The sequence below is a fragment of the Frankia sp. CgKIO3 genome (genome assembly GCF_977946435.1).
The window spans coordinates 1-15,367 of sequence record NZ_CDWTMO010000103.1 but is presented as its reverse complement, the minus strand read 5'-3'; the positions used below and the strand labels follow the sequence as shown (position 1 = coordinate 15,367).

Genomic DNA, 15,367 nt, shown 5'->3' with positions numbered 1-15,367 from the left:
GGGCAGGACGGTGGCGGCGGGGGCGGTCAGCAGCACCTCGCCGGCCCCGGCGTGCTCGGACAGGCACGCCGGCCGGGATGCTGGCGAGCTCCACTGTGAGCGGATGCTCCTCGATGGTCCGGATCCGGCCCGACCGGGCCGCCGCGACCTCATGGAGGAACCGCACCAGCCGGTGACAGTGGTCGGCGAGGGCGGCATGCCGCTCGAGGCCGGCGGTCTCCGTCGTCATCAGGACCTCGCTCTGGAGATCCCGGCGCCCGCGCCGGGAGGGAAACGACATCCGTCGGTTGTCGCCACGTGACTTTCCTCCCGTCGGCGCTGTTCTCCCGATCCGCTCTCCCGATCCGCGGCGCCACCGATCTGTGACGCCACGTCCGCGAGGTCGGCAGGATGCCAGCATCCTACGCATAATGACGTCCCCCTCTCCGGCGGAGCGACAGGAGGGGGTAGCCCGTCCGCGGGGTGCGCCGGGTGCGGGTTCGGGTGCGGGTTCGGCGTGCCGCCGACGGCACGGCGAGGCGGGTGCGACAACATACGCATCCGTGAGGTCACGGTTCTACGCTGATGTGCACATTCACTCCCGGTACTCGCGTGCCTGCAGTCGTGACTGCGATCTGGAGCACCTGGCCTGGTGGGCGGCACGCAAGGGCATCGCCGTCGTCGGCACCGGCGACTTCACCCATCCGGCCTGGTCCCAGGAGATCGCGACGAAGCTGGTCCCGGCCGAGCCCGGCCTGTTCCGGCTGCGGTCCGATCTCGAGCATGAGGTGCTGCGCACGTTGCCGGCCTCCTGCCGGACGGCGACCCGCTTCATGATCTCCAGTGAGATCTCGACGATCTACAAGAGGGGCGACCGGACCCGTAAGGTCCATCATCTTCTCTACGCTCCCGATCGGGAGGCCGCCGGAAGGATCACGGCGGCGTTGGCCCGAATCGGCAACCTCGCCGCGGACGGGCGTCCCATCCTGGGCCTGGACTCCCGCGATCTGCTGGAGATCACCCTTGGTGGCGGGGCGGGCTGCTATCTGGTCCCGGCGCACGTGTGGACGCCCTGGTTCGCGGTTCTCGGTTCGAAGTCCGGGTTCGACGCCGTCGAGGACTGCTACGGCGACCTCGCCGATGAGGTCTTCGCCCTGGAGACGGGGCTTTCGGCGGACCCGGAGATGTTCTGGCGGATCTCCGGTCTCGACCGTTACCGGCTGGTGAGCAACTCTGACGCCCACTCCCCGCCGATGCTCGGCCGGGAGGCGACCGCGTTCACCTGCGACCTCGACTACTTCTCCATCGAGGCCGCGCTGCGCGGCGGGGACGGCTTCGCGGGGACCGTCGAGTTCTTCCCGGAGGAGGGCAAATACCACCTCGACGGGCATCGCAAGTGCGGGGTGATCCTCACGCCGGACCAGACCCGGGAGGCCGGCGGACGCTGCCCCACCTGCGGCGGTGGCCTCACCGTCGGGGTCCTCAACCGGGTCGAGGCGCTGGCCGACCGGCGGCCCGGCCACCGCCCCGTCACGGCGCCCGGCGTCACCTCGCTGGTTCCGCTGCCGGAGGTCGTCGGGGAGATCCTCGGCGTGGGTCCGAAGAGCAAGGCGGTCGCGGGTCAGGTGACGTCGTTGGTCTCCCGTCTGGGCCCGGAGCTCGACATCCTCGGCGACGTACCGCTCACGGACATCGCCGAGGCCGGATCGCCGGAGCTGGTCGAGGCAATCAGTCGCCTGCGCCGCGGGGAGGTGATCCGGCAGGCCGGGTTCGACGGCGAGTACGGCGTCATCCGGTTGTTCGAGCCCCGGGAGCTCGCCCGGGACGGTGGCACCCTGTTCGACCTGGGATCCGGCGCGGCCGGTGGGCAGGACCGGATCGATACGGGACCCTCCCTCGACGAGGCGCTCGCGGCGCGGGCGCGCCCGGCCTCTGATGCCACGGTGCTGCCGGGGGACGCCGCGGTGGCCGGCAGCCAGCTGTTCACGCCGGTTTCCGGCGAGACCCCGTCGGTGCTCGACGGGCTGGATCCCGAGCAGCGGCTGGCCGCCTCGCATCTGTCCGGTCCGCTGCTCGTCCTCGCCGGACCGGGAACGGGCAAGACCCGTACGCTGGTCCACGCGATCGCACACCGGGTCGCTGAGCACGGGGTGCCGGCCGGGGAGTGCCTGGCGGTCACCTTCACCCGGCGTGCGGCCGGGGAGCTCGCCGAACGGCTCGCCGTCCTGCTGGGTGACGCCGCCGGACGGGTGCTCGCGACGACCTTCCACGGCCTCGGGCTCACGATCATCCGTGAGCAGCACGCGAAACTCGCCCGGGGCCCGCAGGTCCAGGTAGCGGACGACGCGGTGCGCGTGGAGCTAATCGCCGCGGCGCTGTACGGTGAGGGCGACGCCCGGACGCGCCGGCGGGTGGCGGCCGGTGTCGCCGAGCTCAAGCGGCACCGAGCGCTCGGCGAGGCGATCCGCGACCACGACCTGGTCGGGGCGCTCGCCCGTTACGACGCCGCGCTGCGCGATCGGGACATGGTCGACCTCGACGATCTGATCACCCTGCCGCTGACCCTGCTGCGGTCGTCCCCGGATCTCGCCGAGCACTACCAGCGGCGGTGGCGCCACGTCTGGGTCGACGAGTACCAGGACACCGACGAACTCCAGTACCGCCTGCTGGGGCTGTTGTGTCCCCCCACGGCCAACCTGTGCGTGATCGGCGACCCGGACCAGGCTATCTACAGCTTCCGGGGTGCGGACGTCCGGTTCTTCCTGCGGTTCGAGCAGGACTACCCGAGTGCCCGCCCGGTCGCCCTGACCCGCGGCTACCGATCCACCCGCACCATCGTGCGGACGGCGCTCGATGTGATCGCGCCCGCGAGTCTGGTCCCGGACCGGACCCTGACCGCCGTGCGGGGCGCCGAGGGCGACGGCCCGGTGCTGCTGCGGCGCTACCGCAGTGAGGCCGAGGAGGCGATCGCCGTCGTCGGCACGATCGACGCGGCGCTCGGCGGTACCTCGTTCCACGCGTTGGACTCGGGGGTGGACGGATCGGTCGACGCGGGGTTCTCCTTCGCGGACATCGCCGTGCTCTACCGGACCGCCCGTCAGGCCGAGCCGATCATGGAAGCGCTGGCCACCCGCGGTTTCCCGTTCCAGCGGCGCTCTCATCTCCCGCTCGCGGACGCTCCCGCGGTCGCCGGCCTGCTCGCCCTGCTGCAGGACCTGACGACCACGGGTCCGTCGGGTCCTGGCGTCCCGCGTCCGGTGTCGGGTCTGCTGCGCGACGCGGCGGCACGGGCCACCGATCTTGCCGAGGCGAGGAGAAGCGAGCTCGGAGCCGTGCCGTCCGACGGGTTCCCCGGCTTCTCCGGCGGGCGGGTGCCGACCGAGGCCGAGCTGCGCCTGGCGGTGGAGCTGCTCGCACCGGCCGCCGCAGCGGCCGGCAACGACCTGGCGGGTTTCCTCACGTCGGTCACGCTCGCCGCCGAGGTCGACGGGCTGGACCCGAGGGCGGACCGGATCTCGCTGCTGACCCTGCACGCGAGCAAGGGCCTGGAATACGGCCTGGTCATCATCGTCGGTTGTGAGGACGGGCTGCTGCCGATGCGGTTCGGTCCGGCCGGTGGGATTCCGGGCGGTGAGGCGCCGGGCGGTGGCGTCGGCGGAACCGCCGACGCCGGCACGAAGGACGCCGAGGCGGAGGAGCGCCGGCTCTTCTTCGTCGGCGTCACCCGGGCCAGGCATCGGTTGGTCCTCACCTCGGCGGCCAGCCGGCGGCGCGCCGGGTCGGTCGTGACGACCCGTCCCTCACCGTTTCTTGCGGATATCAGGCCGGCTTTGCTGTCCTCTGCCCCGGCCGAGGGCGTCCCGGCCGAGGGCGGGCGGCGTCGGCCGCGCCGGCCGGCACCGGGCAAGCAGCTGCGACTCCTCTGAGCCGCTGGGCCGGAGCCGCCGGGCCGGCACTCGCGCGGCCCGGCGGCTCAGCGCTTGCGCAACACCATCGCGAGGTTCCAGGTCACAATCTCGCGGGCACCGGGAATCCTGAGAATCACCTTCGCCCAGTCGGGTAGATAGCGCGGCATCGCGTCGAGGATCTCGACGTCGGGCCGCCGCTTCGCCCAGGCGAGGGTGTCGGCCACCGACACCGGGAACAGAGTCTTGCCGTAGATGTTCTTCGGCGCCTTGCCCTTGCGGCGTTCGAACCTTGCCGCCGCCCGGTCGCCACCCAGATAGTGCCAGGGTGCGGTCTCGTGGCCGCCCCAAGGGGACAGCCAGTTCGTGTAGCTCAGGAAGATGAGCCCGCCGGGGCGGGTCACCCGGGCCAGCTCGGAGCACATCCGCCATGGGTCGGGAACGTGTTCGAGCACGTTTGACGTGTAGCAGAGATCAACGCTTCCGGAGAGGAACGGTAGGTCCAAGGCGCTGCCCCGGACCCGGCCGGGAACCTCGAGGCCACCGGCCTCCATCTCCGAGACGTCCGGCTCGACCCACACATACCGGGCGCCGGCGTCGAGGAAGGCTGAGCGGAAGTAACCCGGGCCGCCGCCGACGTCGAGGACGAGCTGGCCGGTCAGGGAGGTGTACCGCATCAGCTGGCGCACGGAGTCCGCGGCGATCAGCGAGTAGAAGCCGGCCGGGTCGACGGGCTCCTTGCGGTGCGCGAGGAACAGCGTCTTCGAGCGCGACAGTCCGAACCCGGAATAGGGCAGGGCGCGCACGAGCGGACCCTCCTCCTTGGTCCGCTCGCGGGGAGTGGCCGCCGCGGAGGGCGTCGGGGCCTGCCTCGAGCCCGCGGGGGGAGCCGTGGAAGCCGCAGCCGTGGACGCGGTGCAGGTCGCCGCGGATGCCGCCGTGTCAGACATGCCGGGGACGATAACACCACGGCTGCGGGCCTTCGGCGGGCGGCGGGAGCCGCCCGGGCCGCCAGTCGGATCCGCCCCGGCCGTGGCGTGGCGTGGACCCCGGTCCGGAGCGGCCCCGACGTCCGCCCGGTCTCCCGGCTCCGATGCGCAGAGCAGGAACATATCGCGCTTGTTGTGGAATTATCCAGGTTCCGAGGTTTATTGTTTACGCGTTGGATGCTCCTTTGGCCCGTTGGTACTTCTTCGTTCCCTGAACCCGGCGACGTGTGTTCCCGGCGATCCTGAGGGCTGGTGATGGTGGTAGCGCACCCGGTTCCGCTGGCAGGCCCGACTATCTTCCGAGAAACTGGACCATTTGGACTTTCCGGGATATTAGTGATTATTCCGCCCGCCTGGCCGATCGCCGCGGCCCAGGGCATGGGCGACTAGGCCGCGGGGATGTCGCAGACCTATGAAAGTCCCGACTTGCCTTCGCCTCCCGTCTCGGGGGCGTTATCTCCGGCCTGGCGACACGTTCTTGATCAGCCTATGGGGATGCGGGCCGAACTGGACCGCCTGCGCCGCCACGCGCCCTTTTACGACGCGACGGTGGACGAGATCGACGGCCGCCGGATACGGATAGGTGATCACTGGCTCGCCGATTTCGCGTCGTGCAACTACCTTGGCCTCGATCTCGACCGGGAGATTATCGAGGCGGTCCCGGAGTACCTGGACCGCTGGGGCACCCACCCGAGCTGGTCGAGGCTGATCGCCAGCCCGCAGATGTACGACGACATCGAGCGCACGCTCGCCGCTCTCCTCGGTGCCGAGGACGCGCTGCTGCTCCCGACCATCACCCACATCCAGCTGTCGGTGCTGCCCGCCCTCGTGGGCAAGGGGGCCCTTTTCGTCGAGGTGCACGCCCATCAGACGGCGCATGACGGCGCGGTCGTGGCCGCGGCCCACGGCGCCGTCGTGGCGCGCTTCCGCGAGGACCGGCTCGACCGGCTGGAACGCCGGCTGCGGACGAGCCCCCACCCCCGGGTTGTGTGCGTCGACGGCGTCCACAGCATGACCGGAAACGGCCCGCCGCTCGCCGAACTCGCGGCGCTCACCCGTGCGCACGACGCCCTGCTCTACGTCGACGACGCCCACGGGTTCGGTGTCGTCGGCGAGCGTGATGCCGTCGCGTCGAGCCCCTACGGCAGCCGCGGCAACGGAATCGTCCGCCATCTCGGCGAGACCTACGACGATCTCGTCCTGGTCGGCGGTTTCTCGAAGGCGTATTCGTCGCTGCTCGCCTTCGTCGCCTGCCCCACGGAGGTGAAGGAGTATCTGAAGTCCACCGCGGGCCCGTACGTCTTCTCCGGCCCGTCGCCGGTGGCGTCCCTGGCGACCGGGCTGGTCGGGCTGCGGGTCAACGCGGAACGCGGGGACGCCATCCGTGCCCGGCTGTATCGCCTGACCAGCCGGTTCCTCGACGGCCTGCGCGGGCTCGGCCTGTTCACGCTCAACGCCAGCGGCTTTCCGATCATAGAGATTCCCCTGGTCGACGCCGCGCAGGCCGAGCCGTTGGGCCGGTTTCTGTTCGAACGGGGGATCTTCGCGAGTGTGGTGCCGTTCCCGGTCGTTCCCCGCGAGCAGGTCGGGGTGCGCATCCAGGTCACCGCGGCCAACACCGACGTCGAGATCGATCATCTGCTGGCCGTCCTGGCCGAGGCGGTCGAGCGGTTTCCCCTGGTATCGGTCCCGCAGGCCCGCGCCGGCGACTGAACCCCACCTCGCCGGAGGTGAGGTGACGGAGACCCCGGACGGCGCCCTAGGCCAGGGGTCCCCGCATTGCGCCGGAGGCGCCATGCGGGGCAAGGCGGGCGACCGGGTACCGGTCCCGGTTGAGGCGGACGTCGGCATCCCGGACGCGGGCCAGAACGGCGAGGAAATCGGCCCGCGGAATCTCCACCGCACCTAGGTCGATCAGATGCGGGGTCGCGATCTGCACGTCCAGCAGCATCCCGCCGGCCGCGATGAACCGGGCGTCGAAGTCGGCCAGAGCCACTTTGGAGGCGTCGGTCCGGGTGCGGAACATCGATTCACCGACGAACACGCCGCCGACGCCCACTCCGTACATGCCGCCGACCAGCTCGTCGCCCTCCCAGACCTCGATGCTGTGCGCCCAGCCCAGGGCGTGCAGCTCGGCGTAGCCCTCGACCAGTTGGGGAATGATCCACTCGGAGGTGCCGCCGCGGCGGCAGCCACGGACGACGTCGACGAAGCGCTCGTCGACGGTGGTGGTCCACCCACAGTTACGCAGCCGCTTGCGCAGTGTCCGGTTGACCCGCAGCCGGCCGATCGGGATCACTGCCCGGGGGTCGGGGCTCCACCAGAGCAGGTCCAGCCCACCGGGGCGGTGCGGGGGCAGATGGGGGATGCGTCGGGCGGCCACCGCCGCCCGCAGGATCTCGCGCAGCCACCCCCCGCCCCCGCGGGTCCCGCCGCTATCGTCGTCCCCGTGAGCCTCGTCGTCCTCGTCGTCCTCATGAGCCTCGCCGCCGCCGTCGGCCTCGCTCGCCGGCCAAGGGAAGGCACCGGCCCGGTAGGCGCCGATCAACGTCGCCGGATCCAGCTCACCGCCGACGGCGACCGGGGCCTGGCGTGGGCTGGTCAGCAGCGAGAGCCCGTCCCATACGGTGGGGCCGAGATCGCGGGGCGGCGCCGTCAGCGCCACGACTTGACCGCCGGCGTCCGATCCGGGGCGACTGGGGCGTTCAGCACGGCACTCTCCATCGTCGGGGAGAGATCGCCGGGACATTCCTCCGTCCGGCCGATCGCCTCCGGATCGATCATGCCAGCCGACGGCGCCCGTCGCCGCAGTTGCTCGGTCACCTGCTCGGATGGGCCCGGATGGCCGAGGAAGTAGCCCTGAGCCAGGTCGCAGCCGAAATCCCGCAGCATCCGCATCGCCCCGGCGGTCTCCACGCCCTCGACGACGATGCGCAGGCCGAGCGCGTGGGCGAGTCCGACCGTCGAACGGACGATCGCCTCGGCCCGGCCGTCGACCTCCATGCGTTGGATGAATGACTTGTCCAGCTTCAGCACGTCGACGGGCAGCTCCCAGAGCCTGGCCAGGGAGGAGTACCCGGTGCCGTAGTCGTCGACGGCGATTCCGATCCCCAGGTCGCGCAGCTCCCCGAGTACGGCGGCCGTGCGGACCCGGTCGAGCATCAACGTGGTCTCGGTGATCTCCAGCTCGAGTGCCGTCGGGCTCAGCCCGAAGCCGGAGAGCATGCCGCTGACCTGTTCGGGAAAGCCACGGTCCAGCAGGTCCGAGGCGGACAGGTTCACCGCCACCGCGACGTCGAATCCGGCGGAGTGCCACTGCCGGCACTGGCCCAGGGCGGTCTCCAGCACCTCGATGGTCAGCATCCGGATGAAACCGGCCTGTTCGGCCAGGGGGACGAACTCCTCTGGCCCGAGCAGGCCGCGGCGGGGATGCCGCCAGCGGACCAGGGCCTCTACGGCGTTCGCCTGCCCGGAATCGAGGTCGACCTTGACCTGGTAGTGCACCTCCAGCTGGCCGGTGCCGAGCGCCGCGCGCAGGGACTCGATCATGTCGAGGCGGACGAGGCTGTTCACGTCGGACCCGGGACGGTAGGACTCCACGCCGGTGCGGCCCGACTTCGCGGCATACATGGCCACATCGGCGCGCTGCAGCAGGGTGTGGGCGTCCTCGGCGTGGTCGGGGTACACGGCGGCGCCGATGCTCGCGTCGACGTGCAGGGTCACCCCGCCGACGTCGAAGGGATCGTCGAGCACGGCCAGCACCCGGTCGGCGACGCGTTTCGCGGCCTCGATGTCCGCGTGTTCGAGCAGGACCGCGAACTCGTCGCCGCCCAGGCGGGCATGCAGGTCGCCGGGACGCAGGGCGTCGGAGATACGGGTTCCGACCTGCGCCAGCAGCGCGTCGCCCACCTGATGCCCCAGCGAGTCGTTGATCTCCTTGAACCGGTCAAGGTCCAGCAGGAGGAGTGCGAAGGTGTCCACCCCGGTGGCGTGCTGCTCGGCCTTCGTCAGCCGTTCGATGAAGCCACGCCGGTTCGCCAGGCCCGTCAGCTCGTCGGTGCGGGCCAGCGCTTTGCTCTCGGCGAGTTGCTGGACCTCGATGAAGGTGAACGCGGCGCGGGCCAGGGCCGTCAGCACCGTGGCCGCGGCGAGCCCGACGGTGATCTTTGGCAGCTGGACCGCGGCGCCGAGGACGAGCAGACCGAGCGCGATCACGGTGAGCACCAGCGGGACCGCGATGACGCCCCAGCCGGACATCTTGGCCGGTGGGTGCCAGCGCGGTCGCTGCCAGGCGGCCAGGGCCGGCATGAGCACCGAGAACAGCCACAGCGTGCTGAGGAGGCCGGACCCGGGGTCCCTGTCCGTGGTGACGCTGACCAGCAGGAGCGAGTCGGCTATCGCGAAGCCCACCAGCCCGATGCCCAGCAGCCACCACATCCGGCCGGGATGCCAGCCCAGCAGACTGAACACCGTGACGATCAGCAGGATCAGCAGCAGGTCGGCGAGCGGATAGATCAGGTTTACCGTCATCGTCCACGCGCTGTAGCGCGGATACGAGTTCGCCATCGCCACGCCGATGCCGCTGGTCAGCGCGGCCACGCCGAGCAGGCCGACGAGCGCGTCCATCCAGACGCTCGTGTGCAGCCGGAGCACTCTTCTGCGTAGCAGGAGGATGACGGCGACATAGCACGCCGGATAGAAGAGCAGCCAGCCGAGATCGGCCAGCGACGGCCCGAGGTCGTCGTCCTGCCGGCCGGCGACCGCCGCGTTGTAGTAGATCGTCGCGCATCCGTAGCTGACGAGCCCGGTGCCGAGCAGTGCCCAGGGCAGGCGTTCGCCGCGGATCAACACCGCCCGCGACAGGCAGATCAGGCCCGAGCCGAGGGCGACGCCGTAACGCAGCGACCCGGTCTCGTTGCCGATGTGGGGCACGGTGACGAACGCGGAGACGGACAGGTAGACCGTGGCGACGATCAGGACGAGCTGGGCGGCCCGGATCAGACGGAACCGGCGCGGGGGAGGGGGAGAGGCGGTCAACCGGTCATCCCCCCCCCGCAGAGTGGTGGGAACCTGCGCACGTGCCCGGCATCGTGCCGACGGCCATCGCCCGGTGCCGCGGCGACGACACTCGCGGCCGCCTTGCCGGCCGGTTCGCCGAAAAAGATGATCTTTCATGGGTGTGCCGTGGGCGGGCGATGGTGGCGGCTCCCCCTCCGGCCCCTCTCCGGTGCGGCCATGGTGCCGACCCCGCAGGCCCGGTAATCGACCACCGCCGGTGGCGACTGGTCGTGCGGGAGGGACAGGGCTACCTCCGTTGAGGGAAAGGGTACGGACACCCCGGAGGTCCCGCCACTCGGGCCTCATGTGACCATCATGACGGAGGCTTGGCCGGGCATGCCTACATTCTCGTATATCTTGGTCTCTTGTCATTATATATGCAAAAATTTGTCGCGATTTGCTGGTGTGGCGTTGGGTGCAGGTGGGGTGACCGTGCGCAGGCGTGGCCGTGTCGTCGACTCATCACGTCAGGGCAGCCCGATCGTGGTCACTGCGGCGGGAGGCTGTCGTCGCGAGACATGATAGGAAAATGTCGGCTATGTCCCGTTTCCCGCGCTGGAGGCGGGGGAGGAGCGCACATGCGGATCGGTCTGCAACTACCCGACTTCACCTCCCCGCACGGTTCCGGGCAGCTCGGGGAGGATCTGGCCGAGGTGGTCCGCGTGGCGGACACGGTCGGATTCGACTACCTGGCCGTCATGGACCACTTCTTCCAGATCGCGATGGTCGGTCCGGCCGAGAACGAGATGCTGGAGGCGTACACGACGCTGGGTTTCCTGGCCGCCCACAGCCGCCGCGCGAAGCTGCTGACCCTGGTCACCGGTACGGTCTACCGGGAGCCCGGCGCCCTGGCGAAGATCGTCACGACGCTGGACGTGCTCTCCGGCGGGCGAGCCTGGCTGGGCATCGGCGCTGCCTGGTACGAACAGGAGGCGGTCGGTCTCGGTCTGCCGTTCCCGCCGCTGGCCGAGCGGTTCGAACGGCTCGAGGAGACGCTGCAGATCTGCCTGCGGATGTGGAGCGGTGACGAGAGCCCCTTCTCCGGCCGGTACTACCAGTTGGCCCGTCCACTGAATTCGCCGCAGCCGCTGACGCGGCCGCATCCACCCATCCTGATCGGTGGGGGTGGCGAAAAGAAGACGCTGCGTCTCGTCGCCCGATACGCACAGGCGTGCAACCTCTTTCCCGGTCCCGATCTGGCGCGCAAGCTCCAGGTGCTGCGCGAACACTGTGAACGCGAGGGTCGGAACTACGACGACATCCTCAAGACCGTGGTCTTCTCCTTTGACGTCGGACCGAGGGGAGAGAATGTGGAGAGGATTCTCGACGAGCTGAACGACCTGGCCGAACTCGGTGTCCAGGCGGTTCTCGGTGGCGTGCGCGACGTCTGGCACGTCGAGCCTCTGCACATACTCGGTGAAAAGGTGATTCCGCGGGTCGCCGGGCTTGCCGAAATCTCCTGACCCTCTGGGTGGCCGGGGCGACGCGGCCGGCCCGTCGGCCGGCCCGGCACCGGGGGCCACCGACGGCCCGGCTGGATGCCAGGGTGAACTCCGCGCGCACAGCCGAGCGGCGGTGGCTGCTGCACCGGATGCTCGCGCCGCACCGGCGCGTCCGGGCGGTGCGCGAGTTCGACGAGGTCTATCGCACCCTGCGGGAGACCGCCCCGGCCTCCGGCACCCCGGTGTTCAGGCCTCGCCCTGGGCGCGGTGCGTACCTAGCCGCCCCGTTTCATCTATGACAGAGATAGCAGTAATATTTCTACTACCTCTGTCGTAATCCGGGGTGGATTTCTTCTGTCTGTGACGGCTCGTGGTGCGGACATCGCGAGATGACGATCGGGGCGACCGTGGGGCCAACGGAGATCAACGGACTGCCGGCGCACGTCTTGCTCGTGCATGTGGTTGTCATCCTCGTGCCGCTGGCGGCGATGCTGGTGGTGCTGTCCGCGGTGTGGCCGGCGGCGCGGCGCCGGCTGGGCGTCATCACCCCGCTAGTCGCTCTGGTCGCGCTGGTGAGCGTGCCGCTCACCACCCATGCGGGGGAGTGGCTCGAGGCACGCGTGCCCTCGAACGAGCTGGTCCGCCGGCACGCCGAACTCGGCGACACCCTGCTGCCCTGGGCCGCTGGGCTGTTCGTCGCGGCCGTGGTGCCGTGGGTGCTTGCACGCCGCTCGGCCGCCACCGGAACGGAAACGGCTCCGGCGCGCACCGCGACCGGTTCCGGCCGGACGCTGCTCGTGGCGGTTCTCGCCGTGCTCAGCCTCGTCGCCGCCGCCGGTTCGGTCGTGCAAGTTTACCGGATCGGCGACAGTGGTGCCCAGGCTGTCTGGCACGGCAGCTTCAGCCGGACCCCCCTCCTGGTTACCCAGAGCGCGTCGGCGCAGCCAGTCGTCGAGTGAGGGCTCACCGCTGTCGAAGGCCGACAGGTCGTCGGAGGCAGTGATTGGTCTGGGGGCCGAGTAGCCGCTCACTCGAAGATGGATTCTTCGGCGAACAGGCGCTCCAGCCGGGGCTTGGCAGTCATCGGGCGGTCGAGGACGGCAAGGAACTCTACCCACGTCTCGTTCTCCGGCAACCTGCGGCCAAACTCGGCTGCTGGTGTGAGAAGGCGGCCGGATGGGTGGAGAGAGGGCGGGGCGTCGATGACGGCCCGGCGCGCTGCGGGCAGGTCGAGGGTGTTGGTGTCCGCGACGTCGTGCGAGCCGGCAATTCGGCCAACCCTACCGTTACGTTAGAGTTGGATGTATGTGGATGGAGTCACGTCGCCAACGGAACCGATCCCCAGTGCCCTGGTCGGCAACCCGCCATCATCCGGCTTCGCCTGCCGCGAGTGCCCCCTTGGAGGCGAGGAGTAATCGTGCCGTTTTCTGGCTTTAGTCGGGACGCAGTCTGGGGACGTTTCAAAGCGGCATGGCTGGCAGGTCCCACCGCGGATCTGCTGGCTGGTCTGGTGGTCGCCCTGGCCCTGATTCCTGAGGCGATCTCGTTCTCGGTCATCGCCGGGGTGGATCCCAAGGTGGGTCTTTACGCTTCGTTCTCGATGGCAGTGATCATTGCGATCGCGGGCGGTCGCCCAGCGATGATCTCGGCGGCAACAGCGTCGATGGCGCTCGTCATGGTGCCGCTCGTCCGGGATCACGGGGTCGAGTACCTCTTCGCGACGACGGTCGTGACCGGCATCGTACAGATAATTCTCGGGCTGGTCGGGGCAGGCCGGCTGATGCGTTTCGTGCCGCGTCCGGTCATGGTCGGATTCGTCAACGCGCTCGCGATCCTCATCTTTCTCGCGCAGCTTCCTCATATTGCGGGTGAGACCTGGGTGGTCTATTCAATGATCGCCGCCGGCCTGGCGGTGATCTACCTCTTCCCCCGGATCACTCATGTCGTGCCAGCACCGCTGGTCGCCATCATCGGCATCGCGGTGATCGCGACGGTCTGCCACATCGAGGTACCGACCGTGGGTGACATGGGAGATCTCCCGGATGTGTTGCCCGTCCTGGGGCTACCCGACGTGCCGTTCACGTTCGAAACGTTTCGCATCGTCGCGCCCTACGCGTTCACGCTTGCCGCGGTGGGTCTGCTGGAGTCGTTGCTGACCGCGCAGATCGTGGACGACATGACCGACACCCGATCAGACAAGGACGCCGAGTGCCGCGGCCAGGGACTGGCGAACATCGGCACCGGTTTCCTTGGCGGCATGGCGGGCTGCGCCATGATCGGGCAATCGATCATCAATGTGAAGTCCGGGGGACGGACGAGACTGTCCACCTTCAGCGCGGGCCTGTTCCTGCTGATCCTTGTCACCGCGCTCGGTGATGTCGTCTCCATCATCCCGATGGCGGCGCTCGTCGCCGTCATGATCATGGTGTCGATCGGCACGTTCGACTGGGCGAGTATCAGCCCGCGGGTACTACGGAGCGTGCCGCGCAGCGAGACCCTGGTCATGGTGGTCACCGTCGTCGTGATGGTCGCCACGGGCAACCTCGCGCTCGGGGTGCTGGCCGGAGCGCTGTTGGGCGCGGTGTTCTTCGCCCGCCGGGTGGCGCAGATCGTCCGGGTGGCCGATGTCCTCGATCCCGACGGGGGAATCCGTGTCTATGCACTGACCGGGGACCTGTTCTTCGCCTCGACTAACGAGCTCGTCCATTCCTTCGACTACACCGACCCCACGCCCAGGGTCGTCATCGATCTCACCGATGCCCACATCTGGGACACCTCCGCCGTGGCCGCCCTGGAGGCAGCCGCGGCGAAGTACCGCAGCCGTGGTGTCGACGTCGAGATGGCCGGGTTGAACGAGGCCAGCTCCGACCTGCACCGGCGCACTGCCGGACAGTTCGCCACCCATCACTGACCCGGCATCCCGGGAAGTCCCCAGCCGGGTCTCGGAGCCTGCCGGAGCACCGGCGTAGCGCCCGACAGGGCGCCGCGGGACGCGCTGGTGTAGGGCGCACACCATCGTACGTCGAGGCCAGGAGCTTCCGGAAACTCAACCCTCACGTTACGGTACAGTTCGTCCTCGTCGGCGTTTGCCCGAAGCGGTGCGACAAGAGGTCCTGGGCCTGACGGAACAGCAACAGGCACGGGCGGGGAGTACGGCACCGCCGGGCTCGGAGGAGTCACTTCCATCTGCGGAGTCGGGGGTCAGGCGTGGGGCGTCGCCGTGAACAGTCCGGCGGTACGTCCCGCCGGTGGAGACTCGGGCTGCTCGGCGCCGGTGCGGCCACCATGGTGGTGGTACTCGTCCTCCTCGTCGTGGTGGGCGGCTCGGAGGAACAGCCTGAGCCGCCTATGGAGATGCCGCAGACACCGGCCGCCCCTGCGATTGGTAGTGGCCTGGCCTGGCCGTCCGGTACGAACGCGAACCCCCCACAGGACATCCGCGCCTGGGAGACATGGCTCGGCCGCCCGACGGACGTGGCCGTCGTGTTCACCGCCCGGAGGAGCTGGCAGACGATCACCCGCGACGACTGGCCGATGAGCATCTTCCGGCCGAACGCCTACCAGGGGATGCTGTCGGTGGCCCAGCCACTGTTTCCCGAGGACGGCAATGAGGCGGCGTGCGCGCGGGGCGAGTACGACCAGCAGTGGGCGGCATTCGGCCAGACGCTGGTGCGCAATGACAGGCCGGACGCGATCGTCCGCCCTGGCTGGGAGTTCAACGGCACCTGGTGCTGGTGGGCCCCACGGGACACCGAGGTGTGGAAGCAGTGCTTCCGGAAGGTAGTGACGGCGATCAGAAGCACGGCGCCGCACGTGCAGATCGACTGGAACATGACCGGACACCGGAACCGGATGCAGAACGGTGGCCGGGTATGGGACGCCTACCCCGGAGACGACGTTGTCGACATCGTGAGCATCGACGCGTACGACTCGTATCCGGCGTCCACAAGCCAGGAGACCTTTGACGACAACTGCAACAGTGACTCGGGAGCGT

The 15,367-nt window shown here is 69.6% G+C and carries 11 protein-coding genes; 8 read left to right on the top strand and 3 right to left on the bottom strand.

From position 1 onward, the window contains the following. The coding region (locus tag AC08OJ_RS12855) for a hypothetical protein (protein WP_476595840.1) at positions 1–301 on the top strand (301 nt) is incomplete at its 5' end. 241 nt (positions 302–542) lie between these two features. Further along, positions 543–3,905 (top strand): UvrD-helicase domain-containing protein, encoded by a 3,363-nt coding sequence (locus AC08OJ_RS12850; protein WP_476595839.1) that lies wholly within the window; start codon positions 543–545, stop codon positions 3,903–3,905. 47 nt (positions 3,906–3,952) lie between these two features. On the opposite strand, the gene AC08OJ_RS12845 is transcribed toward AC08OJ_RS12850, so the two are convergent. Further along, positions 3,953–4,690: a class I SAM-dependent methyltransferase gene (locus AC08OJ_RS12845; RefSeq protein ID WP_462186638.1), complete on the bottom strand. Its 738-nt coding sequence runs from the start codon at positions 4,688–4,690 to the stop codon at positions 3,953–3,955. Between the two features lie 582 nt (positions 4,691–5,272). Here AC08OJ_RS12845 and AC08OJ_RS12840 point away from each other — a divergent pair. After that, positions 5,273–6,586 (top strand): aminotransferase class I/II-fold pyridoxal phosphate-dependent enzyme, encoded by a 1,314-nt coding sequence (locus tag AC08OJ_RS12840; RefSeq protein WP_476593066.1) that lies wholly within the window; start codon positions 5,273–5,275, stop codon positions 6,584–6,586. 46 nt (positions 6,587–6,632) lie between these two features. On the opposite strand, the gene aat is transcribed toward AC08OJ_RS12840, so the two are convergent. Further along, positions 6,633–7,538, bottom strand: coding sequence for a leucyl/phenylalanyl-tRNA--protein transferase (gene aat, locus AC08OJ_RS12835; protein ID WP_476593067.1), 906 nt, complete (start codon positions 7,536–7,538; stop codon positions 6,633–6,635). Next, on the bottom strand, positions 7,529–9,910 hold the full coding sequence (locus AC08OJ_RS12830) for a putative bifunctional diguanylate cyclase/phosphodiesterase (protein WP_476593068.1): 2,382 nt from the start codon (positions 9,908–9,910) through the stop codon (positions 7,529–7,531). Before AC08OJ_RS12830 ends, aat begins: the two co-directional genes overlap by 10 nt. A 599-nt stretch (positions 9,911–10,509) precedes the next feature. Between AC08OJ_RS12830 and AC08OJ_RS12825 the strand changes: the two genes are divergently transcribed. The 5 genes from AC08OJ_RS12825 to AC08OJ_RS12805 form a co-directional block, all read left to right on the top strand. Continuing rightward, a complete protein-coding gene (locus AC08OJ_RS12825) occupies positions 10,510–11,394 on the top strand; it encodes an LLM class F420-dependent oxidoreductase (protein ID WP_476593069.1) in 885 nt (294 codons plus the stop codon). Between the two features lie 83 nt (positions 11,395–11,477). Next, the gene (locus AC08OJ_RS12820) at positions 11,478–11,672 is read left to right on the top strand and encodes a hypothetical protein (RefSeq protein ID WP_462186636.1); all 195 of its coding nucleotides are present in this window, start codon (positions 11,478–11,480) and stop codon (positions 11,670–11,672) included. A 90-nt stretch (positions 11,673–11,762) separates the two neighbouring features. Continuing rightward, positions 11,763–12,332 carry a hypothetical protein gene (locus AC08OJ_RS12815; RefSeq protein ID WP_462186637.1) on the top strand — a complete coding sequence of 190 codons (570 nt, stop codon included), beginning with the start codon at positions 11,763–11,765 and terminating at the stop codon, positions 12,330–12,332. Positions 12,333–12,790: 458 nt separating this feature from the next. Continuing rightward, the gene (locus AC08OJ_RS12810; protein ID WP_476595838.1) at positions 12,791–14,284 is read left to right on the top strand and encodes a SulP family inorganic anion transporter; all 1,494 of its coding nucleotides are present in this window, start codon (positions 12,791–12,793) and stop codon (positions 14,282–14,284) included. Positions 14,285–14,580: 296 nt separating this feature from the next. Beyond that, the coding region (locus AC08OJ_RS12805) for a glycosyl hydrolase (protein ID WP_476595837.1) at positions 14,581–15,367 on the top strand (787 nt) is incomplete at its 3' end.